This window comes from Chryseobacterium glaciei (assembly GCF_001648155.1).
GTDB lineage: Bacteria > Bacteroidota > Bacteroidia > Flavobacteriales > Weeksellaceae > Chryseobacterium > Chryseobacterium glaciei.
This window is the reverse complement of sequence record NZ_CP015199.1, coordinates 3,349,884-3,375,700: the sequence shown is the minus strand read 5'-3', so window position 1 is coordinate 3,375,700 and position 25,817 is coordinate 3,349,884. Positions and strand designations below refer to the sequence as shown.

At 35.5% G+C, this 25,817-nt stretch carries 29 protein-coding genes; 3 read left to right on the top strand and 26 right to left on the bottom strand.

The features are described from left to right. Positions 1-134 precede the first annotated feature (134 nt). Entirely contained in the window at positions 135-1,313 is a 1,179-nt protein-coding gene (locus A0O34_RS15220; protein WP_082891174.1) for a site-specific integrase, read from the top strand. On the opposite strand, the gene A0O34_RS15215 is transcribed toward A0O34_RS15220, so the two are convergent. From A0O34_RS15215 to A0O34_RS15170, 10 genes are all read right to left on the bottom strand, one after another. After that, positions 1,310-3,154: a hypothetical protein gene (locus A0O34_RS15215; protein ID WP_066756251.1), complete on the bottom strand. Its 1,845-nt coding sequence runs from the start codon at positions 3,152-3,154 to the stop codon at positions 1,310-1,312. The two genes, A0O34_RS15220 and A0O34_RS15215, sit on opposite strands and share 4 nt — an antisense overlap. A 75-nt stretch (positions 3,155-3,229) precedes the next feature. Beyond that, entirely contained in the window at positions 3,230-5,293 is a 2,064-nt protein-coding gene (locus tag A0O34_RS15210) for a hypothetical protein (protein ID WP_066756248.1), read from the bottom strand. After that, positions 5,269-5,667 carry a hypothetical protein gene (locus tag A0O34_RS15205; RefSeq protein ID WP_066756244.1) on the bottom strand — a complete coding sequence of 133 codons (399 nt, stop codon included), beginning with the start codon at positions 5,665-5,667 and terminating at the stop codon, positions 5,269-5,271. The genes A0O34_RS15210 and A0O34_RS15205 overlap by 25 nt, the downstream gene beginning before the upstream one ends. Next, positions 5,651-9,775 carry a phage tail tape measure protein gene (locus A0O34_RS15200; RefSeq protein ID WP_066756241.1) on the bottom strand — a complete coding sequence of 1,375 codons (4,125 nt, stop codon included), beginning with the start codon at positions 9,773-9,775 and terminating at the stop codon, positions 5,651-5,653. Before A0O34_RS15200 ends, A0O34_RS15205 begins: the two co-directional genes overlap by 17 nt. Before the next feature lie 73 nt (positions 9,776-9,848). Further along, entirely contained in the window at positions 9,849-10,316 is a 468-nt protein-coding gene (locus A0O34_RS15195) for a hypothetical protein (RefSeq protein ID WP_066756238.1), read from the bottom strand. A gap of 73 nt (positions 10,317-10,389) precedes the next feature. Further along, positions 10,390-10,698, bottom strand: a complete 309-nt coding sequence (locus tag A0O34_RS15190) for a hypothetical protein (RefSeq protein WP_066756235.1) — start codon at positions 10,696-10,698, stop codon at positions 10,390-10,392. Between the two features lie 4 nt (positions 10,699-10,702). Then, positions 10,703-10,948 (bottom strand): hypothetical protein, encoded by a 246-nt coding sequence (locus A0O34_RS15185; RefSeq protein WP_066756233.1) that lies wholly within the window; start codon positions 10,946-10,948, stop codon positions 10,703-10,705. A 2-nt stretch (positions 10,949-10,950) separates the two neighbouring features. Continuing rightward, positions 10,951-11,223 (bottom strand): hypothetical protein, encoded by a 273-nt coding sequence (locus A0O34_RS15180; RefSeq protein WP_066756231.1) that lies wholly within the window; start codon positions 11,221-11,223, stop codon positions 10,951-10,953. 287 nt (positions 11,224-11,510) lie between these two features. After that, positions 11,511-12,014 carry a hypothetical protein gene (locus A0O34_RS15175; protein ID WP_066756228.1) on the bottom strand — a complete coding sequence of 168 codons (504 nt, stop codon included), beginning with the start codon at positions 12,012-12,014 and terminating at the stop codon, positions 11,511-11,513. After that, on the bottom strand, positions 12,001-12,774 hold the full coding sequence (locus tag A0O34_RS15170; RefSeq protein ID WP_066756224.1) for a hypothetical protein: 774 nt from the start codon (positions 12,772-12,774) through the stop codon (positions 12,001-12,003). The genes A0O34_RS15175 and A0O34_RS15170 overlap by 14 nt, the downstream gene beginning before the upstream one ends. Positions 12,775-12,813: 39 nt before the next feature. On the opposite strand from A0O34_RS15170, the gene A0O34_RS15165 reads away from it, so the two are divergent. Beyond that, entirely contained in the window at positions 12,814-13,044 is a 231-nt protein-coding gene (locus tag A0O34_RS15165; protein WP_066756221.1) for a hypothetical protein, read from the top strand. Positions 13,045-13,242: 198 nt separating this feature from the next. Here the strand turns inward: A0O34_RS15165 and A0O34_RS15160 are convergent, their stop codons facing one another. The 5 genes from A0O34_RS15160 to A0O34_RS15140 form a co-directional block, all read right to left on the bottom strand. Beyond that, a complete protein-coding gene (locus A0O34_RS15160; RefSeq protein ID WP_066756220.1) occupies positions 13,243-13,458 on the bottom strand; it encodes a helix-turn-helix domain-containing protein in 216 nt (71 codons plus the stop codon). A gap of 70 nt (positions 13,459-13,528) precedes the next feature. Beyond that, positions 13,529-13,795 carry a hypothetical protein gene (locus A0O34_RS15155; RefSeq protein WP_066756219.1) on the bottom strand — a complete coding sequence of 89 codons (267 nt, stop codon included), beginning with the start codon at positions 13,793-13,795 and terminating at the stop codon, positions 13,529-13,531. A gap of 112 nt (positions 13,796-13,907) precedes the next feature. Next, positions 13,908-14,378 (bottom strand): M15 family metallopeptidase, encoded by a 471-nt coding sequence (locus A0O34_RS15150; RefSeq protein WP_066756216.1) that lies wholly within the window; start codon positions 14,376-14,378, stop codon positions 13,908-13,910. After that, the gene (locus A0O34_RS15145) at positions 14,375-14,920 is read right to left on the bottom strand and encodes a hypothetical protein (RefSeq protein WP_066756213.1); all 546 of its coding nucleotides are present in this window, start codon (positions 14,918-14,920) and stop codon (positions 14,375-14,377) included. Before A0O34_RS15145 ends, A0O34_RS15150 begins: the two co-directional genes overlap by 4 nt. Continuing rightward, on the bottom strand, positions 14,892-15,332 hold the full coding sequence (locus A0O34_RS15140) for a hypothetical protein (RefSeq protein ID WP_066756210.1): 441 nt from the start codon (positions 15,330-15,332) through the stop codon (positions 14,892-14,894). The genes A0O34_RS15145 and A0O34_RS15140 overlap by 29 nt, the downstream gene beginning before the upstream one ends. 261 nt (positions 15,333-15,593) lie before the next feature. Here A0O34_RS15140 and A0O34_RS15130 point away from each other — a divergent pair, with 261 nt between their 5' ends. Continuing rightward, positions 15,594-16,688, top strand: a complete 1,095-nt coding sequence (locus A0O34_RS15130; protein WP_066756206.1) for an acyltransferase family protein — start codon at positions 15,594-15,596, stop codon at positions 16,686-16,688. On the opposite strand, the gene A0O34_RS15125 is transcribed toward A0O34_RS15130, so the two are convergent. From A0O34_RS15125 to A0O34_RS15075, 11 genes are all read right to left on the bottom strand, one after another. Further along, positions 16,681-18,639 (bottom strand): hypothetical protein, encoded by a 1,959-nt coding sequence (locus A0O34_RS15125; RefSeq protein WP_066756199.1) that lies wholly within the window; start codon positions 18,637-18,639, stop codon positions 16,681-16,683. The two genes, A0O34_RS15130 and A0O34_RS15125, sit on opposite strands and share 8 nt — an antisense overlap. Further along, on the bottom strand, positions 18,632-19,210 hold the full coding sequence (locus tag A0O34_RS15120) for a hypothetical protein (protein WP_066756197.1): 579 nt from the start codon (positions 19,208-19,210) through the stop codon (positions 18,632-18,634). The genes A0O34_RS15125 and A0O34_RS15120 overlap by 8 nt, the downstream gene beginning before the upstream one ends. Positions 19,211-19,255: 45 nt before the next feature. Next, positions 19,256-20,146: a DUF6712 family protein gene (locus A0O34_RS15115; protein WP_066756194.1), complete on the bottom strand. Its 891-nt coding sequence runs from the start codon at positions 20,144-20,146 to the stop codon at positions 19,256-19,258. A 25-nt stretch (positions 20,147-20,171) separates the two neighbouring features. Next, positions 20,172-21,503 (bottom strand): hypothetical protein, encoded by a 1,332-nt coding sequence (locus A0O34_RS15110; protein ID WP_066756191.1) that lies wholly within the window; start codon positions 21,501-21,503, stop codon positions 20,172-20,174. Beyond that, positions 21,503-21,709 carry a hypothetical protein gene (locus A0O34_RS15105; RefSeq protein ID WP_066756190.1) on the bottom strand — a complete coding sequence of 69 codons (207 nt, stop codon included), beginning with the start codon at positions 21,707-21,709 and terminating at the stop codon, positions 21,503-21,505. The genes A0O34_RS15110 and A0O34_RS15105 overlap by 1 nt, the downstream gene beginning before the upstream one ends. A 1-nt stretch (position 21,710) precedes the next feature. Beyond that, complete coding sequence (locus tag A0O34_RS15100; RefSeq protein WP_066756186.1) at positions 21,711-21,944, bottom strand: Acb2/Tad1 domain-containing protein; 234 nt, start codon at positions 21,942-21,944, stop codon at positions 21,711-21,713. A gap of 30 nt (positions 21,945-21,974) precedes the next feature. Further along, positions 21,975-22,295: a hypothetical protein gene (locus A0O34_RS15095; protein WP_066756185.1), complete on the bottom strand. Its 321-nt coding sequence runs from the start codon at positions 22,293-22,295 to the stop codon at positions 21,975-21,977. 299 nt (positions 22,296-22,594) lie between these two features. Further along, positions 22,595-24,181, bottom strand: coding sequence for a hypothetical protein (locus A0O34_RS15090; protein WP_082891173.1), 1,587 nt, complete (start codon positions 24,179-24,181; stop codon positions 22,595-22,597). Continuing rightward, entirely contained in the window at positions 24,150-24,734 is a 585-nt protein-coding gene (locus tag A0O34_RS15085) for a hypothetical protein (RefSeq protein ID WP_066756168.1), read from the bottom strand. Before A0O34_RS15085 ends, A0O34_RS15090 begins: the two co-directional genes overlap by 32 nt. Before the next feature lie 110 nt (positions 24,735-24,844). Then, positions 24,845-25,405 (bottom strand): hypothetical protein, encoded by a 561-nt coding sequence (locus A0O34_RS22615; RefSeq protein WP_066756166.1) that lies wholly within the window; start codon positions 25,403-25,405, stop codon positions 24,845-24,847. A gap of 7 nt (positions 25,406-25,412) precedes the next feature. After that, on the bottom strand, positions 25,413-25,817 hold the full coding sequence (locus tag A0O34_RS15075; RefSeq protein ID WP_066756164.1) for a DUF6915 family protein: 405 nt from the start codon (positions 25,815-25,817) through the stop codon (positions 25,413-25,415).

Below are 25,817 nucleotides of genomic sequence, written 5' to 3'. Positions count from 1 at the left end.
AACGACTTATTATAACCGATTCCATCGAGTTTTAATAAGTCTTTTTTTTATTTCAAGCCACTATAATTGCCACAATTATTTTTTAAGGTGGCAGAAATAAAGAAAAGTCTTCAATTTTTAAAAATAATTGAGACATGTTACATCAACTTTATCCTGGAATTGATCCGCAAGTATCTTCTAAAAGAATATTTGTACCTATGAACATCAATTTCAACCTTAAAAATTACGTCAACAGAGACGGTAGATCACAAATTTATTTAATCCTTACATCCTCCGGAACCAGAAAGCGAATTCCGCTCGATATACATGTAAAACCTGAAGACTGGGACGGAAATAAGCAACGGGCAAAAAATAAAACAGAAAATTGCGAGACAATAAACATGTTGCTTGATCAGGCTTTTACAAAAATATCAGATATCCGGATACATTACAGGCTTTCTAAAGTTCACCTTTCATTAGATAAGCTTGTGGATGAGTTTAAAAGCAAAACTCCGGACTACGATTTCATTGCATTTATGAAGCACCATACCAAAAATCTTATTCTATCAAAGAACTCAAAGAAAAAGCATGGCAGCGAAATCAAAAAGATGGAAGAATTCAAAAGTTTTATTCCTTTTTCTGAAATAACATTAGAGTTTATCAATAGTTACAGGGGATGGCTATCCAATACAAAACTGAATCAAAATACAACCATTGCATCGTCATTAAAATTTATTTCCAAATTTTTAAGACTTGCCAAAAAATATGGAATCTTTTTAAATGTAGATATTGATGAGATTAAACCAGGCAGCACCTCCGGAAACAGAATAAATTTAGACTTGGAAGAAGTCTCAAAGCTAAAATCTTTCTATAACACTGAATTTATCAAGGATAATCACAAGTTAGCTTTAGGCTATTTTTTATTTTCCTGCTACACTTCAATTAGAATTTCTGATATCCGGAAGATTAAAAGAGAAGACATTTTGCAGGAATCAATCGGCTATGTCAGCACAAAAACGCAAAAATCGCATTCAATTAGACTCAACCGAACTGCAAAAGAGATCGCAATGACAAACGAGCATTTATTTGTTGTCTGGATGACTGATCAGTATATTAACAGGGAGCTGAAGGAGATATCAAATATCTGCGGTATTAAGAAGAAAATGCACTTTCATGTGGCCCGTCATAGCTTTGCCACCAATTTTTTAAGAAAAGGTGGCAAAGTTGAAGACCTGCAAATAATAATGGATCACAGCGACATTTCTACAACAATGGAATATGTTCACATCGTCAAAGCTGAGAGTATGGAAAGTATGTTTTTACTGGACGATTAAAAAGTCTCTGTCTCAATTTCCACAGAATAATATTTATCTGATACAGAATTTTTCACCCAGGATTTGATCCAGTGCTTTTTATTGAAAGCAAAAATTTCAGACCTGATATTAAACTTCCGGATCTTGGATTTCAAAGCAAAGAATGTCCATCTGAAAGTAAAATTAGTGAGTCGGTTCATGAACCAATCTTTAACCGACTCAGCAAACTCAGTTCCATGAAGGCCGGCAGGGTTTTTCGCATGATTGTCTCCATTGCTGTCAAGACCGTCATAATAAACAAGCATTAAGGTGCTTGTTTCCTGGAAAGCTCTTGCCGTTGATGTGGCCCGAAACGTTGTCAAAGGAAGACAAAAACCATTGATATCAATCTGTGTCGTATCCTTTGGAACCGGAGTCATATTAAATTTGTATCCAGTCTCATCAAAAAATACATCATCGAGATCTACTCCATCAATTTTCGGAAAGGTAATATTAAAATACTTTTTATCATTCCGGCTCCTGATCGGATCCTCAATCTCAAATTCTCTAAAGTCATCCGGTTCTTTCGTTTTATCAATGATAATTCGGTTCATGATCGCGATTCCATTGACAAAAGTAAGATCGTAATTTCTCCAGTTTTTGATCATATTGATCAGCTCGCCAAAAGTCATATCTGGAACAGATCTTTTAAGATCAACTCGGTTAAAGTTGAAAACGAAAGGTATGGCATCACCGGCAGCCGTATTTTGTCTTATCGGGTTTATTTGAATCTCAGCGACTCCGATATTCACGCCTTCAGAATTAAAACGGTTATCTTTTACAATCCCATTGAATTCAATGGTTATTTCTGGATTTGTCTCAGCTTCAGTAATATCTATTTCAATGATTTTATCAAAGTTTAAAAAAGGTGTATTACCGCCTCCATAACTGAACAATGGCACACCGTTTTTACTAATAACTAATGAGCTATTTCCCAAATCGCCTTCTCGATAACAAGAACCTATAATTCTGTATTTACCTGGAGCTCCAATTTTAAAATTTTTCTTCCAGTGTGCAAATCTTAAGTTTCCAAGATCATAGTTTCCATAATATTCATTTTGGAAAACATTCGATTTGTAGTATTGCTGATCTGCAGTCGTAAAATAGTGTTCTCCGGAATAGATGCATCTTTGTTTTAAAGTTTCATCTTCTAGGATATCCCCGGTTAAAATAAAGCCGGCATCCAAAAAACCCTGTTTTAAAACGTGAAGAAGATACGGAGCCGGTTGTATGATATTTCTGTTGATACAGTCCCATCCCTCACCGTTTTCCTGTATCTCATTTCTTGGAAAATATTTTAAAGTTGAATTACCTTGTCTTACTCTATTATTGATAAAAGAATCAAAGTACTTCCAACCCTCACTATCGAGATCAAATTCATCTGTGTATAATTTCGGAAAGTTGTAGTTGGTTTCTGGATATTTTTTCTCAACGATCTCATTAGCGTGATCATAGATATCAGGAACGTTGAAAACGTCCAAAGGAAGTTCGGACAATGTTTTCTCAAAATTCGGAAGTTCTTCGAATCCAGAGTCAATCTGAATTTTAGCCGTTTTATTTCTGAATTCTGAAAACGTCAAAGTTCCCTTCATTGTCTTGCCTTCAAAAATGTGATATCCATTGTGAACTTTTGGAAGATTCGCATTATTAAATGATGAGTATTGACCGACTTTACTTATAAAATCCCTGTCATAATTGATATCTACCGGCAGAGTGTATTTTGTCCAGAGTGTATCTTTAAATCGTGGGTTTTCTTCAGTAAAATTTATCCTTAAGCCTGTAAGATCAATTTTAAAATTATCAGTAACAAACCAATCTCTCATATTTTTTTTAGCGAATATGAGAGACCTGGGAAATAGAATAAAGGACAAAAAAACCGCTCAAAAGAGCGGTAATTATTATTTTGCAATTATAATTTTGAATTCCAGATCCATAGAAAACTTATTGTTATCTGAATCGGCCAGTTCGTTTTTCTTACCTATAGGGAAAGCTTTAAATCGTTCACCTTTAATATAAATAAAACATAACCGGGACATTAACAGATCGGTGATCAGATCAATCTCTTCTTCCAGGATCCAGCCGGAATTCACCGTCAGAGGTTTTGATACGGTACTGTCAAATTTTTCTTCTTTATTTTCATTAGTTTCTCCGGTGATATTTTCAATATCTGCAGTCTTTTTTGTTTTTGAAGCTGCAGTAAACCAATCGAAAACAAGATTCTGATTTTCCCATTCTATGTGGACGATCTCCTCCTCCTCAGTTAAAGGAATAAACTGAAAAGTTGAGTTTGCTACTATTTTTGTTTCCAATGCCTGCTTAAATTCATTTCTTAAAAAAGTAAACTGATGTACTTCAAACTTTGCATCAAATACAGTCTTTGGCAGATTGTATTGAGTATATAAAAGATTCAGGTCCGGCTTCTCTGAGAGCTTGTCTAAGCTCAGTTTAATAATACTTCCGGAGTAAGTACTTCTGATTGGATAATCTGTGAAAAATGGATAACATTTCGGTTTTTTACCCGGCGCAAACAGTACATTGTCTAGAGAGAATGTAGAAAGTACAGCGTCCGTACTGCTCATTTCCTGAAATGTCATTGTTACCACTGCCAGATCATACTCGTAAACAGGATTCAGAGAAGTCACAATATCTTTTGCTTTAATAAAGAAATCCTGCACTTCTTTTCCCGGATCAATTTCAGCTGATCCAAGGAAAAACGGAAAGGTATATTCCTGATTTTCCTGATATTCCCTGCCATAGCCTTTAAAATACATTTCAAGAGTCATTTTCACATATGATGCAACAGAATTTGTTTTGTTTACAATTACTTTATTTTCATCATTAGCAAAATAGTAAGCAGAGCCCTTAAAGTCATTAATGACCGCCTGTAAAACAGTAAGATTAATAATCACTTTTTTTGTAACACTTCCTGCTTTTAAAATAACTTCTCCGGAATAATTACCCAGGACCAGATCATTTGAATTTTTTGTAACGATGGTTACCTGAGAACCTACGATTGTAACTGATTCAATGAATGACGGGAAAAAATCTACTACAACAGCCAAGTTATTCGGGTTTGAAAGACTTACTAGCATTATTTTTGACTCCAGTAAGTTCTTCTGCAGGGAAATTGTAAAATTTGTCGGACTCAGATAAAACTGAGTAGCATCGTTGATCACTTGCAGATTAACGGTTACTGTTTTGCTCTGCGTTCCCTTGGTAATTGTAACGGTTCCTGAATAGGTTCCCACTGTTTTACCCTGAATTTGAGCATTATTCTGAAAAGTAAGAATACGTTCAGAGCTGCCGGCAGTTTGAATTAATTCGATAAATGAATCAGAAGTATTAAAGGTCACAGCTTCTGAAGAATAAACAATAATTTTAGAATCTCCGGAAAGCGAATTGTCGGCTTTATTAAAAAGCAGCTGATAAGTATTTTTATCGGTATTAAATCCGTTCCCGGATAACACGGTGATCGATACCGGAATGATGACGTTCTGAATGGCAGAAGACTCCCTAAAGGTTTCAGCTCCGCCTGCAGCTACTCCATAAGCTTCAATCTCAAAATTGATGGTATGAACTCCTGCAGAGAGATTTTCCATATTCTGAAAATTCAATGTGATGATTTCCTGGGTAAGATTGAACTGATTAAAAGTATTTCCGACAAGCTTTGGAGATGTTATGTTTAAAAAATCTACTCCGGTAACAGTTTTCTTTATTTTGTATCTGAAATTAGGATCAGTATAAATAAACTCCAACTCCGGAAATTTAATTTGTACCGATATTGGAAGTGGATTGGTAGTTCCTACCGTCCAGGTAGGAGCTACAACTTGAGCCGGGTTAGCTGACCAGTCTCTGATCGGTACATCTACATAATTATCATGAGAAGCACATAATGATCCGCCTCCTACTCCCGGAGGACAGGTAATGTAAGGTATATTTACATTTTTAGTTCTGATTGGCATTTTATATAAGGTATTTTATTTTTAAATAATTGAATATCCGGATTGATATCGTTAGCGTTCCAGATCTCAACCGCTATATATGGCAGATAAATAATAATTCTTCTGGGAGCCAGTTCGACGGACTTTGCCTCTTCTAAAAGAGAGTGCCGGCAGTTCTGAAGCTTTCTGAAATCATTATTAAAAACAGCGAAATCGACATCTTTAATTTTATAACTCTCCGGTAGATCACCGTTGAGAACTTTAGAAACTGATCCTACTAAAAAAATATTATTTCCAGTCAATTCCTTTATTTTATTGACAAGGGAATCACATATCCTGTTAAGTTCAGGAGCCTCGAATACCTGAAGCTCCTGAAAATTATTTACCTGCTGCATTGTTTTCAATCTTTTCAAATTTCTTCATAGCTAATTTTGTCATTTTTCCAGTTTGTTCATCAGCAATCATCCAAGCATCAACACCATTATCTTTCAAATACTGCAGTAAATCTTTTACATCTGACATTACAGCCATATACTGCATTAGATTATCATTGCTTGAATTCTGAGGATTAGGAACACCGGCAGTTGTATTATCTGAAGAAAAACCGCCTTCAGCCATTGGTGTGGTCTTACCGGTTCTGACACTCTCCAAGTAATCGATCACGTTTGCTGTTTTTGGATCTTCCAACATCCATTTCGGAGCAACCCACTCATTTTGGTGAACAATACCGGCTGCTTTAAATCCTGAAGCATCTGGAGAACCGAATCCTGATCCTGTGTGACCACCTACATAAAAGCTTGGTCTTTCCGGAAGTGGCTGAGCTGCGATTGTAGCAATTTGTATCGCGCCCAAAATTCCAACCGCTGCAGCTAATGCGTAGTTTGCCGGAGTCCACGGGCTCATTGTTAAAGCTCCGATCACCCCCAGAGCAGTCCCTGAAACTGCTGATGCAATTTGAACTGTTTTCTGCGCTTTAGCTTGCTTATAAGCAATCTCAGCTTCTTTATTCGCTTTCTGAACATCTAATAATTCAAGTTGTTTGTGATATTCTTCCTGATTGATGTAGCCTTCATTAAGTTGCTTCAGGAGATCTTTTTTCTTTTTAGACTGGTTTTTATCAAATTTTCGCATCTCCCGGTCGTTAAGAGACTGCTGTAAATTTGAATAGGCCTGAAATGCATTTCCTAATGCCTGAACCGCCATTTGAGCAGCTTTCAGCTTTCCGGCAGTTGTATCAAGATTTTTAAAAGCACCCTCCCAGTCTTTTGCAGAAAATCCAAGTACATCGATCTTTTCCTTGGTAGCGTCTTTTTCTTCTTTAACTTTTTTATCGTCGGTTCCTTCACCGGTTTTAATGGCCGACTTGAGCTGAGTAATTTTTACGGTAAGAGCATCGAGATCGGCTTTTAACTTTTCAGCTGCTTCACCGGTAAGACCTTTCAGACTTTCTTTTAGCATATTGCTCTGGTTCTCCAGGGAAATAAGCATTGCTTTATTCATCTTTCGGTCAGCAGCTTCACGAAGTGCAGCTTTGGCATCTTCCAACGTCTGAATATTCTGGAGCTCGGTTTCAGTCAGCTTTAAATATTCATTATTCTTCAGGAGTATTTTAGCATCGGTAAGAGAAGTAATCTGAATAATTTCTTCTTCATCTTTTCTCCTGGATTCATCAAGCCTCCTTTGCTCCATCTCGACGAATCGCTGGAAAACAATTGAGTCGATGTTTTCCTGAAGACGGGCCATTGTAAAGAGGTGGGTTTGCTCCTGCTGAATATCAATTTGATTATTGATATTAATAACATTTCGCTTTACTCCAGCTGCTTTTTCATATTCTTCTTTTGCAACTTTGGATTTAGTTTCAGCTTTCTTTTTTTCTAAATCTGCGATTTCATGAAGGATCCTGTCATTTTCGATTTTTAGGTTCTGCTGCTCAACATTTCTTCTGTTAGCTTCAGTTGCAGCTTCCTTAATCAAAGAATCTTCAATAATTTTTAATTTCTCTTCGCTGAATGTTTGCTGTGCTTTTAATAAATCAGCATTGGCTTTGTCAGCTTCCTTAATCGCAGCAGAATCGTCTTTAGCAGGGTCCTTTTCTTTTTTCTTTTTACCAGGAGCTACTATATTTTTACCCGGATCTGGAGATGGTCCATCATCAGCTTTTAGTAACTTTTTTGATAATTCCGTGTTGGCAGCTACACGTTTTGTAAGATTTGACTGATAAAGCTTTGCGTTTTTTTCCACAATCTGAGCCTTCTTTAAACCTTGTTTTTCATCATCTTTTAACTCCTGATAATCCAGGGCCTGTCTAATAGCAATTCCTTGTCTGTCGAATTTATCACCAATACCCTGAATTTGCTGTCTTTCTTTTTCTGCCTGCTCAGCTATTTTTTTATTTCTTGCATCACGGGCTTTATTCTCAATTTCCTCCTGTTTTGCTTTGAATTCAGCATCAATACGTGCTGTTTCTGCATTAACACGATTTTCGGCAGCTTTATCCAATAATTTTTGATAAGCTCTTACTTCTGAGGCTTCTTTCAATTTGGAAATTAACTGATCATAAACAGTAGTAAGTTTGGCAGTTGCACGATACTCATCATCCAGGGTTCCTTTAAATTGAGGATATACTGAAATCAATTTTTCATAGGCTAGTTTACGCGCCTCAAGAGAGCTGTTTTTATCCTTGATAATAGCAAGATATAATTCGGTTTTCTTTCTAAGATCCCCCATCGCAGAAGCCTCTTCTTTTTGGATCTGTTTTTGGATATCCCCGTTAACTTTTGCAGCTGCAGTATATTTATTTAAAGCAACAATACTCGCTTCAGTCTCTTTCCTGAATAAGAAATAGGCCGCTGTAGCAGCTGCAACTAAACTGATGAGTATTGCAATAGGATTCGTTTTAGTTGCGATAGAAAACGCCCGCATGGCCACTGTCGCTCTCGTAATATTTCCGGTTAGCAATGCTTTTGCTGCTGCCAATAAGAGGACGGCTCCTCTTTGAATCGCATACATTGCATTTAAACCTTTCTCAAATGCTATTTCTATGGCCGTAAACATTGCTCCCTGCTTTTTCATTGCAAGTAAAACTCTCATTGCAAGAGTATAACTGTATATTCCAATAGTAATTACAGTAATTAACTTAGCAAGTAGTTCAAGTCTCTCTTTGAATTCTTTGATGCCGTCACCGGCTTCCCTTGTTACTCCGGTTATCCATCCAAGACCCTGAATTACGGGTTCAAAGAAATTAATCACATTGGTAGAAGTAAACATTTCATTCCAGGCGTTCTTGATTTTCTCAATAATTGCCGGAGCGTTATTATTTTTCTTGTTGAACTCATCAGCAAGAGACGATCCTTTTTCCATCTCCTCCCCGGCAAGCTTCATAGATTTTCTGAAAGCATCTGTATTATTTGCTGCTGCACCGACTGCTTTCTGTACTTCAAGAGATCCTAATTTTAAGCTTTCAAGAACTTTGGCGGTTTCCGTGGCACTCAATCCTTTCATTCCCTGAGCAAAACGTATGAAGAATTCTTCAGGTTTAGTGTTTAATAGTTCCTGAGCATCTTTTGTGCTCATTCGCATTGATATTGCAAAGGCTCCTATATTTTCTCCGGCAGTGGTAAGGAAATTTGAGAGTCCTGAAGCACCGATCTGTGCATCAATTCCGGATTCTTCAAAAGCAGCTCCCAAACCAAGAACTTTGTCGATCGAAGGTTTAAGTGCATCCGGTAATGTCCCGACACGAGTTGCAAATTCAGAAATATTTCCCTCGGAGGCGGTTCCCTGGGCTGCTAAAGTATTCATCGCAGATCCAATCCGATTGATAGCATCAGCATAGCTCATTTCTTTGGTTGTAGTAAACAATCCCTTGATTGTACCCAACTGCTCAACAACGCCCTCTAATCCGCCCTCAAAACTATCACCTAATGCAACATAAGCCTTGTCAATTTCTACAATGAAATCTTTCATTTGTCCCAGAGGAACACCAAGACGGCCCGCAACTTCAGCAATTTTTAATCTGTCAAGCTTAGAGGTTCTGGTATTCATTTCGTCAAAGGCATCCCAAAGTTCCTTAACCTGATCAGTTGTCATTCCGGTTGTTTTCTCAACATCCGTCATAGCATCTGCAACTTCTAAAAGTTTATCTACAGCAGCTTCTACATTTCCAACGATATCTTCAAAGAAAGAGGCTGCTATATTCCCAGAGAAAACCGCCTTGAAGGTGTCTCCAAAATTGAATAGCTTATCAGTAAATCTCGTTAAAGCATTTCCTGAAGTATCTACAGCATCGGTAATGGCGTTGACTTCTTTTCTTACTTCTTCAAGCCTGGCTCTGGCTGTTTTTACTTCTTCAGCTTTTTTTCTCCATTCTTCAGTACCGATTGTAAGTTTTTTAAACTCACTTTCTAGCTTCTTGGTAGCTCTTTGAATATTGGAAAAGGTATTCTCGACCTGTTGGCCGTTGATATATAAAACACCGGTAGATGTGATTTTTGTTCCTGCCATCTTGCATTGAAATTTCCTGCAAGATGTTTGTTGAGTGAATTACCCGAAAGGACATAAAAAAAGCACTTAATATTTAAGTGCTTGGGTTCTCTATCAATCTTTTAACTTCAAACAAGAGATTCTCTGCTCTGATCCGAGTGACGTTTTCCATCACAAACTCTACAACCTTGGAATCTTTTACAGCCTCATTAATGAACGGCTGAGCTTTCATCTTCATCGTATGGGATTTAAAACCGTAATTGGTGTTTTTAGGTTCCTGCCTTGACCGATCACCTCCGGATCTGGTGGTATCTACTCCGTAATTCTGAATAAAACCATGTCTGGCCATCCGGATCGATAAGCTTCGCATGTAATATTTCTTCTTTTGTCCATCTTTTTTGGAGATATATCTTTTCACTGCAGCTTTGGCTGTAGCATCCTTTAGGGAAGTGTCATTTTCTTTTCGATTGACATGATCTTTAAAGGAAGAAGTTTTTCTTCGTAAAGCAGCTTCCAACATTTGTTCTGCTTTTTTAGCGACTTCCAATTCATTATTGTACATCTTTTTTATTCAAATAAAAAAAAAGGATGCCCTTTAAAAAAGGACACCCAAACAAACATTCCGCTTGTCAATTCTATATTTTTTCGTAGAGATTCCACACCAGGATCCGGCCTACTTCTACATCTTCAAATTCGGGTTTAATACCCTTAGCTTTATTTCCTTCAAAAGTACAGATTTTTTCTGTTATTATCTTTTGAGATTGTTTAAAACCCAATTCCTTCAGTACATCGAAGGTATCATGTTCATCGATGGGTTTATTCGGTATAATTCCTTTTGCCCACGCTAAAATCTGTGAAGTCTGCATCTGAACAAGATCACCTCCGGGAGTCATGTCATAATACTGCAGAAGTAAATCTTTCAATATTTCTTTATAATCGTCCATGTTTTTATTGCAAATATTGTATTAATTTTTCAGCTTTGGAAGGATTATTATTAATGATAAAAGAAAGCTTCAGAAAGCTTGAAGACATCGTTTTTATCATATCTTTTTCTTTCTCTGAGAATTCATCTATTTTACTGACCGTCTCATTAATGTTGAACAATTCTTCCTGAATATTCTGATTTGCAAAAAATTGTTGCTGAGAATTTAGCCAGGAACCTAATTTGAAATTAAAATCTAACGGGCTTTCCATGACTATGAATATTTAAGGTTGAATTTTCCAATCATATTCTGGTAAGCATCTCCCAATGTAGGACCGAATGCAAAAGCTGTTTTTCCAGTTGCTTTGGATGAGAATAGGCATTTAATAATTCCGTGCGAAATTGTGGACGCTGAAATAGATCCTTGATTTTGTTTTACAAAATCGAAATTTTGTGGTTGTTCTTTTTTTGGTAAAAAAGATTTTCTTCTTTGTCCTAAAAACTTACTGAAGCTTCTGTTTTTAGTGTTTTTTACTGGGTTTAGCATTTTATATTTATTTAAAATTAAATTTCAAATAGAACAAGAAAAAAGTCTTGATTTTCTTGGAAGTCGCTAAACCCAATCATCCGAAGAAGATTAACCAATACTCATCAAGACCGAGGTCTTTATATTTTCGTGAAAATTTTGTGAAGATTTTTTAAGACTTCTTCAGGTCAATTGGGTTTAGCTCTACAAAGATATGTAAAAAATCAAAACCGCAAAATAAATAACGGTAAATTTCTTCCGTAAAGGTATGCACTAAAATAAATTTACAATTATGGGTGCCCGTATTTTTATTGACAAATATTTTCTATATCCTCCCAGTCTTCAGGATCAACTTTCAATAATTGCTTATTTTTAAAATTAAATAAAACATCTACTCCAACCTCTCCTCCGGAAAGTTCCACTGGATTAATTTCTACAGAATCTTTTAAAAAAGAATTGAACAATGGATGATCTGGAGTATTACTATCATACCGGATCCGGCCTAGCACTTTTAAGGCTAATTGTTCAGCATCATGGATCGCAATATACTGACCCTCCAGATCATCTGGCTTGATATTATTAAACATAATCGCAAAGCCGAGTTTTCGAACGGCAACAGTATTCTGATCCGGGCCATCAAAACCAAGATCATATTTAAAAAGTGCTAAAGCTGGAGTTTTTAATCCTTTAACGGAGGCGGTTCTATTCGCCCACTCTCTTTGAAAAAAACCAACAAAATCATTTATAAAATTTGCTTGCACTGATAAATTTTCAAAGTAATTTTTGACCTCTATGTAACTATTTTCCTTCATTTGATTTCTGCTTTGCTTTATGATACACTATACTTTCGGACATCACGCTCAGGAATTCATAAATACGTACGTTATTTACATCCTGTTTTTTCCCCAACGGCTGGAGCTCATCCATTGCCATAGCCAACAGAGCTTTATCAAAAGGAACAAAATCCCTGTCTTTTTTCTTAAAGACCGGTTGTAATTTCTCCTCCTCCGTTTCCGGAGTTTTAGGAAATACAATAGGGAATTGTTCTTCAATGTGTTTTCGAATAAACATATAAGCCAAAGCGACGGCCTCCATTTGCTTCTCCGTAATCTTATCGGTGATCATCGACACACTTTTTAAATCAAGGTCGTCATACTGATCATTAAGCCTGTAAATAGTAGCCACAAGCCTTTTGAGATTTAATAAATTTCTCTCATTATTCCATTTAAAAAAATAGGTATCAATTGTAGAAAATTGACGTGCAGAAATATTTTCTATTTTATCTGCAGGTTTTATTACTCCAGGAATCTCCGGAAAGCGATACAGATCATTTCTATCTTTGAGGTATTCGGTATGTTTAGCCAGTTCGGTAATTGGAACATCGTCTGTAATTCTCTTGAGCTGGAGCCTGGCTTTTAAATCGGGAGATTTTTGATAGACGATAAGGATCATTTGCGCGTAAGCTTCTGCGAAATCATCAACCGGGGTATTGAGATAAAGGTGTGCTATTTCCTGCAGCTGCCAATCATTTAATTGGTTCCAAGATCTTGCAACTATGATATTTCCTTCCATTGCATTATTTTTGCTGCAATCTCAGAAAGCCTAACGTTTATGAAAAGGACAATTAAATTATTTTATGAGCCTGCATCTCAGCAATTTTTCGTTTTTTATTTAGCTAACGGAATTGAAATGCTTTTTAAAGTAGATCAAGCGAATCCTACAATGATCTCTCGTGTTACTGAACATGGATTTTTTAAGTCTAAGCATGAGCGAGACAAAGTAATTGAGGAAATGGAAATATTTGCTCAACAGGAGATCAGAAAACTAGAAGATGGAATGTGATTTTATTTGGAATTACGGTAATCCGTAATATAGAATAGTATTTGATACTTATTTTTATAGAAAAAAATGAGAGATTTCATTAATGATTGCATACTATTTAAAAGTAATGATACAGAAATAAAAATTATAGGAATATTATTCTGGATTTGCTTTATCATTATTATTGTTATGCTTTTAAATTTTTTCTATGAAAATAAGTTACTTAATTTCTGAATAACTTATTTCAACTCCGACAGCTTTCGCTATCAGTAAAAAATTACCTAATTCCGGTTTAGTTGTAAATTCTAAAATTCTTTGAACTGTAGACCTATTCAAACCAGTTTCTTTAGCAATTTTATAAAAAGATATCTTTTTTGATTTCCTAACATTCTCTATATAAAGAATTATTTTTTCTAATTCTATATTATTTTCCATAAATTTACAGCTGATTTTAGTTGCAAAACTAAGATTATTTTGACAAAAGAGCCCTCCTAGGAGGGCTTTTTTACTTAAAGAAATTTAGTATTTGTCTGAATAAAGACTCCTCATTCTTTCGCTTAATTTCCATTTCTATTTTTGTTTTCGTTTTTTTAATTTTTATGATTCCCGATTCCATTATGGAGATATTCAGTTCTAATCCTTCTACATCATTAAAGTTTATTAGTTTATCATAAAGTGCTTTGTCTGGAACTAGATCTCCAATATTACATAGTTCTAAGTATGCATATAATGCATCTTTCTTCATTTTGTTTAAATCTGTTTCTGTTTTCATTTTTTAAAATTTTAATTGTTAAACTTTGATTATTTTGACTTTGTAAAGATACAAAAAGCGTTGCATATGTGCAACGCTTTTTGTTACGGGTTTCAGTAAAAAGATAAAATATTTAAAATTCGTTCCATTGGAAATGCATCCAATCGTAGTTTTTTTCTCTGCCAAGACTCACAAAGCCGTGTTTGTAAAAAATATCAATCATTGCTTTATATTCCGACCTTGCAAATCTTGCGGTTCTCGCGGTTTCTTTGAGTTGGTTTCTGGCCGGATCAAGATCAATAGCAAGACCCCATGCATGTACTGAGTAACTGGATCCGCCTCTCATTTGTCTATAATTGAAACAGCCTCCAAACAAATCAATTCCTAATTCTCTAATCTTAGAATATCCATAAACCTTTAAAAGTTCATTGAAAACCGCTTTTAAAGGCTTAGCAATATCTTTGTGACAAGACATTTTTTTTACGCTTGTTTCTACATCCCAGGCAATTCGCATTGGATATGGTAGATCTATTATTACCAAATATCCTTTCCCGGTTTCGGTTGGCGTTCCAAATTTGGTTTTAAATTGTGCTGTAGTTTTCATTTTCTTATAAAAAATTTAATGATTGGGATAAAGAGGACTCCTAAAACAAAGATTAAAATGTAAAGCCACCACATTGGTTTATTACTTTTTACTGAAGAATCAATCTGTTTTTGTAGTTCAGTATTTTTAGTCTGAAGATTTATGTTTTCTTTCTCACTGATCCCAAGCTCCAATTCTGTACTTTTTAACTTTGTCTCAAGTTCAGAAGTGTTTTCAATATGTATTTCCGAGTTTTCATCAACCGGAATATTGACTTCATTTCCTTTTGAATCTTTTACATTCATATTTCTAGGCTGTGGAGGCTGTGTTGGATTTTGAGGATCCGAGCATTTATTTACTTTAGGGATTACAGAAATTTTGGTTTTTGATAAATCAGAGACTTGTAATTGCGAATCTTTCCGGTTAATTTTCACAGCAGCTTCCGAACTACTATTTACCGAATTCTCGGACTCTGTTTTTGTTTCGTTTTTTTGTAAATCCTTTTGTCTGGTTCCACAGGAAAGCAGAAAAAGGCTAAGCGTCAGGAGTATTGTTTTCTTCATTGTCAGAATTATTATTTTGTTTTACATATCCGAAGTTTCTTAATACTCCAGATATAAATTCTTTAAAAGTGTGAATGATAAAATCTTTTCCGTCCTTGGTCATAAATAGCCAATCTGAAACATCCTTAGCCAGGATAATTGATAAAGCGAAAGGAAGAAAAAAGACTTTCAACGGCCATTCATAATGCAAGGCCATCTCATAAAGTGTTATTGTACTTAATACAGTCAGAACAAAAATTCCGATCCAATCGATAAGTTTCGGGTTTTTGCTATCTGTATTCTTATAAATTAGATACATCCTGAAGAAATAAGCTGAGATAGCAAGTACAATTATAATCCAATCATTTGAAGAGTATGGCCAGTTAAGAAGTCCATCAGTGATCACTATTTTGATTTCCTTTTCCGTTGGCATATTCTTGTCTTTGTTTTATTTTTCTAAAATTTTTAAACTGATAACATCTAATTGCCCTTTTAATTATTTTATAGATTGAATACATTCCATAAAAAAGAAAAAAGAAATTGATAAATAATAGTAAATACCATCCGTGTGAACCTTCCGGTATCCTAATTAGTATCGCATTATTGCTGCTTAAAACTTCGATTCCAAGCCATCCTATTATTGTGTAGAAAAAACCTTTCATTGATTTTTTTGATTTTTTGTTTATTTTTGTGAATGAAAAAAATTTACCCTAATCTTAATTCCCTAAGATTTATTGCTGCATTATTAGTAATAGTCCATCATATTGAGCTTTATAAATCTCTTTTCGGTTTAAATAATTATTGGAATATTCCATTTTTTCAAGTTATAGGCAAATTAGGTGTCGTTTTATTTTTTGTTTTAAGCGGGTTTTTAATTACATCTCTGTTATTACATGAAAAAGAAAGTAAAGGTGCTATATCTATTAAAAATTTTTACTTAAGAAGGGTTTTAAGAATTTGGCCTTTGTATTATTTAATAGTTTTTTTAGGCTTTTTTGTTTACCCATATATCCCCTTCTTTGACATTCCAGATAAAAATATTTTCCCGGATGTTCTTCAGCATCGATTTCCAAATATCTTTTATTATCTATCAATTTTCGCTAATGTTGGAATTCCTATTTATGGAGATATTCCTTATACTTCGCAAACATGGTCTATCGCAACCGAAGAGCAATTTTACCTATTCTGGCCATTTCTTTTTATTCTTTTCCCTAAAAAGTCAATCAGAATTATGATTACATTTATTATAGGTTATTGGATTGTCAAATTTTTTTTTAACTACACCAATATTCCTGTTATTAATGACAAGGCTCAACAGATAATAAAAGGCTTTATTTTCTACTTTAATATTAATTGTATGGCATTGGGAGGCATATTTGCTATATTAGTTTATAATAAAAATTTAATTATCAATATTATTTTTGAAAGAAAAGTATTTTTCATTACAGTTATCTCAACAATATTACTGCTGCTTTTCGGAGTGAATTTCGGTTTCTTTCATTATGATATTTACGCATTGCTGTTTGCCATTATCATTGTTAATCTTGCTTGTAATGATGATCTTAAATCAGTTCTAGAAAATAAAGTCACAAATTATCTCGGTTCAATATCTTATGGAATCTATATGTATCATTTCGTTGCTTTGACTATAGCAATCAGAGCATCAATTTATTTTAAGAATCTATGGATCATTTATCCAATTACCTTCTTGTTGACGTTTGTTATTTCCCATTTTTCCTATAAATATTTTGAAAGTTTTTTCTTGAAGTTAAAATCAAAATTTAATTAATAACAGTTGTTGTATCATTTTTGATTGCGCCTAATCCAGATAGATTAGAGTTTGTTATAATTGAAGTATAAATTTTCTCAATTTTCCCACCATATATTCCTAAAGAATACTGATGTATAGATGTTGTTGAATTTATAATATTGATATTGTGAACATTTCCATCCACATACGAGGTGCCATAAACAAAAGACCTGTAACTATTGCCGCAAACGGCAACATTATCCCAATCATTTGCAGAAACAACTGAACTAACAAAATCTTTATAGGTAATATTCTTAACTATATTGGATGTGCTAATAATTAAACCAACCCCGTAAAGTGCTTTAACCTGAACATCCTCAACAATTATATTTTCAGCTCCGTGATAATCTCCGTAACTCCATCCTAACGCCTGATACGAATATCCAGCATTTGGATTTACAGGAATAGTTGAATCCAAAACGGTTGTTGCTACAGCATTATCATTCGTTACACCACGAAGCTTTTTAGCGTACATATTCTTACAGCCATTACGGAAATTCAAACCATCAGCGTTAGCATACAACGTATTTTGGAATTCTAAATTTTCAAAATAACCGTTCTCGCAGTACTCGTTGGAAATACTCCACATGTGAGATTCAATTATCTTAATATTTGATATTTTATAATTTCTACTTTTAACTAATAATATAGAACAACCTCTCCAGCCATACGCGTCTCCTACATGTAAAGGCACAATTGACTGCCGCATAGTAGGCATGCCAATGCCTAATATTTCAAAGTTTTCAGCCCAATCTGCTTCTGTCTGCAACCCGTTCGGTTGAGCTGGGTTTATTTTAAGTCCTTTTGAGCGAAAAATATTATCATGAATATTATTTATCATCTGGATCTGACAATTATCCAAGATGAACCTAGTGTTAGAGGGGATTAAAATAGCTTTTGAAATATTGATTTGTCGAGAAGGAAAATATATTTGTCCGCCTCCGACATTTTCTACCATAGCAATAGCCTTATCAATCTTCGCATCATCATTCACGCCAGTAAGGTTATCGATGTTAATTACAACATCTTTTATTTTATTAGAATAAACGCTATCAGGTTGATCTTCTAATGCTTTATTGTCTATGTAAGCTTTAACTGAATCTTTTTCATTATTAGTGCTATAAAGTTCAATTGTTGGTCTGTATAAATCAGGCGTGTTTTCGTTTACTAAATCGTAACAAATAGAAATAGAAGTATATGATGAAATATCAATAGTAAATTCTTCAAATTCCTTTGGCAAACTATTTAATTTACCAATCAACAAAACTTCAACATCTCCATTTGCTTTTACTCCCAACATAGATGAATACTCATCTAAATATTGTTCTAGTGTAGAAAATCTAACTAGCTTAATATACATTTTTTCTCTTCCTATCGTAGGTATATTTAAAGCCGTTAAAAACAATAATCCAGTAGAGACTTTTGTATTATCATTTTTTAAAGCATTAATACTCCACCCTAAAGACGTGTCTGTAGCATAGTATCTTTTTTTATCTTTTACAAAAAATGAATCCAGAGCAGTAATAATTTTGTCATATCTATCTGCTACAAGTTTAGCAGAAATTGGTTCAGTATTATTACTAGGATCAAAAGTTAAAGCAAGACCTAGATTATCTATATCGATTTCAAGTCTTTGCCATTCTGCACCATCATAAGAAAGAATATTAATTTTATTTGCAACAAAAGTAAATCCTCCATAATTGGGATAGGTTCCAGGATTAGCAAAAACCCATTTTTGCTGCCCGGGTGTAACCACAATAACGCTTGCAGGTGTTACAATGCCTCCAAAAGAAGAAGTAAGCATTGCATCATCCGGAATAATTGTGGCAATAGAAGTCAGGATCATATTCAAAATTTGCCCTGTAATTTCCTGCAAACCGTTTGTTGTAATTTGATCTTGGATAGCGTCTAAAATTTCTTGTTTAGTCATAGCTTTTAAAAAAATCGTTGTTAAAATCTGTATTAAAATCTCCAGGTCTGGAGAAATGATCTAATGAAAAATTGTAAAGAAATAGAGGTGAATTGCAGGTAATCGTAATTCCTGATCCGGAATTATCTTCGTACTTTTTCCCGGTTCCGGTATCTGCATTTTCAATAAAAGCACGGTTCCTTATATGGCCGATCTGCCAGTTCCTTCCGTTTGTATCCTGAATAAAAAACACAAATGGAAGGTTCATTCCCCTTTCAATAAATCCAAGCACCGAAGGCAAGAATCCTAAAATGAAAATGGATAAATTAATCTTGCTTTTTTTTCTGGCTAACGCCCCGGATAAAAGAAGTTTTAATTCATTCTCATCAATTAAAATATCGATATAGTGAAGCTTCTTGTTTTGTCTCATTATAATTTCGTCCTGAATGATCACTTCAGATTCAAAACTTTCTCCCGGATAAGGAAGTGGAGTTCTAAAGAAAAAGGATTCAGGAGCATAATATAATCTACATTGTACCCCTGAATTATATTCAGTGTAGTAGCAAGTCTCTATGTTATCAAAGCTGTTCATTACAGCAACAAAAAAACCGATAAGAGTATCGGTTTGAAAGGACAGTTAAGTAAGATAAATTCCTGAATCGCGAGCTTGCATAAGGCGATCAGGTTCCGGACCTGTGTAGCATGGAAACTCTGAAGAATGTGACTTCATGTAATCGCTGATCACTTTTAAACTTTCATTTGCAAGTTTTAAAAAATTCTTTCCGGACATCATTTTTGCGTCAGGAGATAAAACCTGAGACTTTTGCCAAGGCAGCTCTTCATATTGAATCACTACAGCATTCTGCAGGAAAACAAAAGAAGGCAGCAGGCTTGCATAATAAAGAGAATAAAAAACAATTGCATCCTTAAAAAACTCGTACAACTCAGGATTGGCTTTTATCTGATCCACACACTCAGGCTTTATGTTCTCGTAAACCTTGAGCATCAGAGCCTGTTTTAAAAATCTCTGAAGCATTAAGAAAACCTCCGGAGAATAATTGATTGAATAAATATTTTCAAATTCTGAAGGAGTAGAAATATATTCTGATACTTTCTGAAAAAATGGAACTTGTGATTTTAAAGCTGGCACTTCAGAAATTTTATCCAGGGATTCAGAAAAAAGCTTATCTGCAAATTTCAGTAGCGAAAGTCCCAGATCACGAACATCCCACCACGGAGCCGGTTTTAATTTTGGATCATCAAAGTTGCTGATTCCAATATTATTGATGTGAACTTTAATTTTCGGGATTGAAAGCACAAAAGAATAATGAACAGCTGCTTTCGTAAGTAGTCTGAAAATTTCTTTTTGCTTAATATCAATTGAAGTTTTTATCTGCAGATAAATTTCTACAGGAATAATTTCAAATATTTTTCCAAAACCAAGTTCCTGATCTACTAACTCCCAATCGAAAGTTTTCGGTAAAATCAGATATTCTTCAAGTTGTTCTTTAGTAATATAATACTCCATTTTTTTTACCCTTTTTTGTGTAACTTTAATTAACGATTTTAGTCTGTCCGTTAGGATTTTTATCCAAAGTCGTGAGATTGGTATTTGGAAACTTTCCGAATAAGGTCGGATCCCAGGTATTCCAATACTTTATGTTCTCAAATATCTGCAGTGTGCGAATCTGCTTTATTGGAAATTTGGCACAAAGAATTGTCCAAGCTTCACGCTTATCGGATCCGGAACCGCTGAGCGACTTACCTCCGAAAGCTCCGCCATTGATTAGACAAGGATCAATCCCCATCGGAGTCAATATCTCATAATTGGCAGCGGAGCCATCCAATAAGAATTCGCCACTTGATTGTGGCTGTGTAATCGTATCTATCTGAACTCCCTTGATTATCTCTCCGGAATCTCTATCCCTGAAGTAAGGCGAAATGATAGATTTACCGGCCCCTTTATTACCACGCAGCTCATTATCGATAAGATCAACAAGATCAGTTCTTTTTTTCTGCTTTTCCTGATCACTGAAACTATCCCAGGCAGTCCCATAGATGTGAGCAAAATAATCGTCGGCTATATGAATTACATATTTTACATTCAGCTGCTGATTGAACATTTGTTTTTTAAACTCAGGAAGAGATAAGACAACGTCAACCCACCCGTTTTTAAAAGAAGAATGCCATCCAACGGAAGGATAGGTTTTCTCAACCAATAGAGTATCTATAACCGGAATTGTAAATTTCCTAATTCCTTTTTGCCTGCAATATTCTTTAATTTCATCAATAGGAATATTCGCAGCAAAGCAACGGATAGGAACCGTATTTGCCTCTTCATAATTAACCCAGTCCGTATTGACCCCGATATTATTAATGATCCCGGTATTGTCCGGAACTTCGAAACGACAATCAGCAGCTTTAAGCCTTCTTATTGATATAACCTTATCTCCGTTTGGAGAAAGTAAATATTCCGGGAATGCGATCCTCCAGGTTTCATAATCCAGGATAATTTCAGATATCGTAATATTAAATTTGGTCCGGGTAAAAAAATCATTTATTTCCGGGAATGAAGAAGCTAGACGTTCTTTAAAAGTAATCGCTTCTTCCGTTTCTACACCTTGATAAAGTTGGAAGCCGGTTCCAAAATGAGCAGCTGTTAAAACTTCAAGACCTCCAATAGCAACTCCTGTTTTCTTTAATTTTGCTTCAAATGTTATAGGATACAAGTTATCATCGCCCCAAGGAAGCCATTTTCCGGAGATTAAAGTATCAGTATTCTTAGTTTTAAAAGTAGAATGCATGGGGTCTTTTACTGCATTGAATGCGAGTACAGCTCCATTGTTTTTGCCACCAATGGCATAAATATCTTCTGAAATTTTCATTAGTGATTTTCTAAACTTGTATTTCGTTTTTGAGCATATAAAGTCCAGTCCGGTAAGTTTTCTTCATCAGAAGCCGTGTAGCTGATCTTTATTTGCTTTGTCAAACAGCTATCGGTTTGATACCAATAAGTAATTTTTACATAAGTCCTGGAGTCTCTGCCGGACTGATACCAATAGGTTTCAGTCCGGTCGATTTTCCATTTCATTTTATTTTGTGACGGCTTTAACGGCCCATAAAGCTGCACCTTCAATATTCGTTTGAGATGTAGCGATCAGCCTTGCAGTTTCTCCATCGACTTCATTGCGCGGATCGAGTTTATAATCTTCCAGAAGATTGATTGCTTCTGCAGTCTTTGCTTTCAAAGCATAAACATTTCCCGGTTCAGGCTCTTTAAAGTCTATTCTCATTCTTCTTTCTCCGATTGATAGTACGTTACTCATAATAAAAATGTATTTAGTTAATAATTAAGCTTACAGAATGACCTCATATCCGTTAAACATGGTTATAAACAGAATGTTGATTTTCTTTTTCCCCAGGTTTGTCTTCAGGTTCCTGGTATGATTTTTAAAATGATTTGGATTTTTAAAATCTATTTTCTGAGATAACCTGATTTTTCCCGGTGTTTTAGGAGGTTGCATGAGTGTAGCATTGTCCCAGGTAACCAACCGGCCACCTACTTTGTTTTGTTGATTGTAGGTTCTTACGGTAATAGAAAAAGGAACCGGATTTTTATTCTCATCCAGCTTTTTCATTTCCGTGAGAACTTCTCTCAAAAACATTGTCTTTTGCATGGTGCGAATATGAAGCTGACACCATTCAGAGTAAAGGACACATTTATTTTTGTCAAAAAACACCCCCTTTTCTCACGTTTTTTTTTATAAAATTTTGATTCTCAAAATTTTAGTTCCCGGAAAACAATATTTATTCTCAAAATGTGGCTTTGAGGCACACAGCCGCCTTATACCTCCCTACGATTGCAGTTTTCGAATTTCACGATATATGAGGGGGCTACCCCCTCAAAACCGCATAAAATGGCGTTTTTGGGGCATTTTACGTATTCCCGTAAAAAAAACCTGCTCTAGGCAGGTTCTTAAGGGATGAGTAGGTTCGATACGGGGAATGAGGACTTGTAGTAGTTGTCAGCCAAGTGCCAGAACTGCCAATATAGGTTGTAGTCAAGTGTATCACTGAAGTGAGTGGCATGCTCCTGGAGTATGATGGTGCTTCGCTCTGAGGACTTGTCTTTCTCGAATGCATCATTACCTTTCAGTGGTGCATTCTCCATCGATATGATAAGGTTAGGACAGTTGTCTTCATTAATCCTTACGATAGGAAGACGAACATCGGATTCCGATAGTATATAGTTAAGAAGCGTATATTTAGCTGCATGAGGCGGGTTATTCGTTTTAGGGGTCTTATCAATAACCTTCCAACCGGCCCTTCTTAATCTGTTGATTACATCTTCAGCCAGGGTGGTCTTACTGTTAGCTTCTTTCTTGCTACCATACCGGTCATAGTACAGGTGGACCTCATTACAGCTCGCTTTATGTGGCTCATAATACTCAATGAAGTCATCGATCAATTCATCCAGGATATCAGGATTCTTCCTGAAGAATTCCTTGATAAAATTGACCCTATGCTGAGTCTTCAGATACTGAGAGATTGTTAAACAGTTAATTTTACCACCAAAGTCAAGATTCATCTGCAGGGGAACATTACGGACGAGATCCTGGTCATACTTACAGCTTGGCTTAAACTCGCCGGCTATACCGACGTCAATAAGGTATTCATTATCCTTATCCTTGTAGTAATGCTTCTTTGGCTTTAGCTGAGCATAGAAACCGTCCTGTACTCCAATAGGATCTATGTTCATGATCTCAGCGTTGAATAAAGTCTTGGATAGAGCTTCTTTCTCCATATCTTCTATCCATCCATCCTTCAGGTTATGGGCATTTATGAATGCATTAGCCTTAATAAATAGATGCTTTCTGAGATGTAAAGGAACTCTATTTCTAACTTCTTCGAGGGCCAGCTTCTCCCGGTGATGGATCCAGTCACCCTTCTTGGTCATCGGTACCGATGTAACAAATATCTGGGAATGGAGCATTGGCTTATTCTTAAATATCGCCTTCTTAGCCCTGTTGGTAGTAATTACGTTATTATAAAGCCTCTCATAAGTCAATAGTGCAGCTTCATCACCGATCACCCAATAGGCATTCAAACCACGCCCGGAGTTTGGATTGTCAAGCGACACCATAACTGCAATTGTACCATTTCTGAAGTGGATCACGTTTTGCCAGGAATCTGGAGCTTGGAACGGCATCTCAAATCCTAATTCCTTTCCACACTTGCCGACTACATAATCAAGGCCTTCATACAGACCGAACATCTCCATTCCTTCTTTGGTCGATGGCAGCGTTCTGGATTTGATCTGTACGAATGTTTCGCCTACAATTACACCAGTGGATCGTGGCATCTCTTTTACTGCAGTACGGATTGCACCCCCCAGGATCGTAGATTTACCGGAACCCCTCGCAGCCTTCACGGTAATATTCTTAATCTTGTAGGTATTAATTGCCAGCTCTACAGAAGCCTGCATCCAGTTCAGCGTTACCTCCCGGATAGGCATATTATATTGTGAAAAATTAGTCGCCATCGTCTTCTGTATCTTCTTCATTATTATCCACCTCTTTCCAGCTGACATCCTGTGCTGTAATATTGTTGAAATCAGCAACACCGGTTTGGAACATAGCCTCCAACATATTTTTTGCACCTCTTGGAAGGTTCAATTTATAAACTGAAGCTTCGAGTTTCTTAGGATCAATTTTTTGCTCAGTATCAGCAAAGTTGAATAGGGATTTATAGGAATCAAGGCATTTTCGGGCGGTTTCTTCATTACCTTTTTTAAGAGACATCTGGTACAGATTCCAGTAGCTCTCAGCGAGGATCAGTCGCTCAGCTGCAACATTCACCTGGTCAAGATCACCGAAAATATTCATGGCCATCGAATAATCTCTGTAAGCAGTAGATTCAGATACGTTGTGATCTCTTACTACTATTTGGATAACCTGACTTGGAGAATATTTATTATTCTTTCTTAGACTCCAGGCATGTGAAATCCTATCTTTACGTTTAAGGTCTTTTTCACTGAGAGTAACCGAACTCTCATCAATATACCAAGCCTTTATCTTTTGAAAAATGCTGTCTTTAGTGAATTTTACAATATCCATGTAGCGAAAATATTGTCATGGATACCGCTATAAAAGGACATAAAAAAGCCTGACATCTGTCAGGCCTTGAGCTGTAAATAATTGAAATTTAATCTTGCGTCAGCCGAGTGTTATAAAATAAAATCTGATCTCAATCCACGCCTAGAATTCAGATTATCTAATGTCACCATTACTGCAATTGTACCATTCCTGAAATGAATTACGTTTTGCCATGAATTTGGAAGCTGAAAAGGCATTTCAAATCCTAGTTCTTTACCACATTTACCTACTACATAATCAACACCTTCATATAGACCAAACATCTCCATTCCTTCTTTTGTTGATGGTAATTTTCTGGATTTTATTTGTACAAAGGTTTCGCCTACAATGAGACCTGTTGATCTAGGGAAATTCTTTACTGCACTACTGAGTTCTCTTCCAAGGTTGATAGAATTACTATGGCCTCTCCCTGTAAACTTTCTTAAAGAATTAACTGAATGTCGTCTATAAAGATCACTATAAGCATACATAATTGAACTAAATGCTTTTGAGATAAGCCTTAATTGTTTAGCAGCATTCCCTCCAGCTTTTCCAAACTCATAACCAAATTTATGGTGATCAAAGAAAGTCACTTTTCTTGACGGCTTATATTTCGCCTGGATCAGTTTCCTGATACTTTTTTTATTACTCACGTATTATTTAATTTTCTATTGAATTTTTATATGTTATCGAAGAATTACTTTTATACAACAGTTTTGCTGAATTTGGTATCGTCCGACCGTTTTGCATCCATTCTAAAAATTCCATATTTTCAATATAATCTTGAGGAGTAGGAATAAATTTATGTCTAAAATCTTCGAGTATATGCTGCTCACAAATATCTTTAACACTTACTAATTTCCCATCTGAGTTTGTTATGACTTCTCCAAAAATAGGAATCATTACTTCCTTTACCCAAAACATATTGTGTGTCAATACCCTATGCCTGTTATCTGGGAAATATGCTTTACTACAGTCCATTTTAGCATGGATAGGAATATAATCCTCCATTTTTCCACCATATTTTTTAACAGAAGAAATCGCATGAATATGAGGTGCAGCCAT

Coding starts and splice junctions, on each gene's coding strand:
- A0O34_RS15220 (WP_082891174.1), top strand. CDS start 135: ATGTTACATCAACTTTATCCTGGAATTGATCCGCAAGTATCTTCTAAA.
- A0O34_RS15215 (WP_066756251.1), bottom strand. CDS start 3,154: ATGAGAGATTGGTTTGTTACTGATAATTTTAAAATTGATCTTACAGGC.
- A0O34_RS15210 (WP_066756248.1), bottom strand. CDS start 5,293: ATGCCAATCAGAACTAAAAATGTAAATATACCTTACATTACCTGTCCT.
- A0O34_RS15205 (WP_066756244.1), bottom strand. CDS start 5,667: ATGCAGCAGGTAAATAATTTTCAGGAGCTTCAGGTATTCGAGGCTCCT.
- A0O34_RS15200 (WP_066756241.1), bottom strand. CDS start 9,775: ATGGCAGGAACAAAAATCACATCTACCGGTGTTTTATATATCAACGGC.
- A0O34_RS15195 (WP_066756238.1), bottom strand. CDS start 10,316: ATGTACAATAATGAATTGGAAGTCGCTAAAAAAGCAGAACAAATGTTG.
- A0O34_RS15190 (WP_066756235.1), bottom strand. CDS start 10,698: ATGGACGATTATAAAGAAATATTGAAAGATTTACTTCTGCAGTATTAT.
- A0O34_RS15185 (WP_066756233.1), bottom strand. CDS start 10,948: ATGGAAAGCCCGTTAGATTTTAATTTCAAATTAGGTTCCTGGCTAAAT.
- A0O34_RS15180 (WP_066756231.1), bottom strand. CDS start 11,223: ATGCTAAACCCAGTAAAAAACACTAAAAACAGAAGCTTCAGTAAGTTT.
- A0O34_RS15175 (WP_066756228.1), bottom strand. CDS start 12,014: ATGAAGGAAAATAGTTACATAGAGGTCAAAAATTACTTTGAAAATTTA.
- A0O34_RS15170 (WP_066756224.1), bottom strand. CDS start 12,774: ATGGAAGGAAATATCATAGTTGCAAGATCTTGGAACCAATTAAATGAT.
- A0O34_RS15165 (WP_066756221.1), top strand. CDS start 12,814: ATGAAAAGGACAATTAAATTATTTTATGAGCCTGCATCTCAGCAATTT.
- A0O34_RS15160 (WP_066756220.1), bottom strand. CDS start 13,458: ATGGAAAATAATATAGAATTAGAAAAAATAATTCTTTATATAGAGAAT.
- A0O34_RS15155 (WP_066756219.1), bottom strand. CDS start 13,795: ATGAAAACAGAAACAGATTTAAACAAAATGAAGAAAGATGCATTATAT.
- A0O34_RS15150 (WP_066756216.1), bottom strand. CDS start 14,378: ATGAAAACTACAGCACAATTTAAAACCAAATTTGGAACGCCAACCGAA.
- A0O34_RS15145 (WP_066756213.1), bottom strand. CDS start 14,920: ATGAAGAAAACAATACTCCTGACGCTTAGCCTTTTTCTGCTTTCCTGT.
- A0O34_RS15140 (WP_066756210.1), bottom strand. CDS start 15,332: ATGCCAACGGAAAAGGAAATCAAAATAGTGATCACTGATGGACTTCTT.
- A0O34_RS15130 (WP_066756206.1), top strand. CDS start 15,594: ATGAAAAAAATTTACCCTAATCTTAATTCCCTAAGATTTATTGCTGCA.
- A0O34_RS15125 (WP_066756199.1), bottom strand. CDS start 18,639: ATGACTAAACAAGAAATTTTAGACGCTATCCAAGATCAAATTACAACA.
- A0O34_RS15120 (WP_066756197.1), bottom strand. CDS start 19,210: ATGAACAGCTTTGATAACATAGAGACTTGCTACTACACTGAATATAAT.
- A0O34_RS15115 (WP_066756194.1), bottom strand. CDS start 20,146: ATGGAGTATTATATTACTAAAGAACAACTTGAAGAATATCTGATTTTA.
- A0O34_RS15110 (WP_066756191.1), bottom strand. CDS start 21,503: ATGAAAATTTCAGAAGATATTTATGCCATTGGTGGCAAAAACAATGGA.
- A0O34_RS15105 (WP_066756190.1), bottom strand. CDS start 21,709: ATGAAATGGAAAATCGACCGGACTGAAACCTATTGGTATCAGTCCGGC.
- A0O34_RS15100 (WP_066756186.1), bottom strand. CDS start 21,944: ATGAGTAACGTACTATCAATCGGAGAAAGAAGAATGAGAATAGACTTT.
- A0O34_RS15095 (WP_066756185.1), bottom strand. CDS start 22,295: ATGCAAAAGACAATGTTTTTGAGAGAAGTTCTCACGGAAATGAAAAAG.
- A0O34_RS15090 (WP_082891173.1), bottom strand. CDS start 24,181: ATGAAGAAGATACAGAAGACGATGGCGACTAATTTTTCACAATATAAT.
- A0O34_RS15085 (WP_066756168.1), bottom strand. CDS start 24,734: ATGGATATTGTAAAATTCACTAAAGACAGCATTTTTCAAAAGATAAAG.
- A0O34_RS15075 (WP_066756164.1), bottom strand. CDS start 25,817: ATGGCTGCACCTCATATTCATGCGATTTCTTCTGTTAAAAAATATGGT.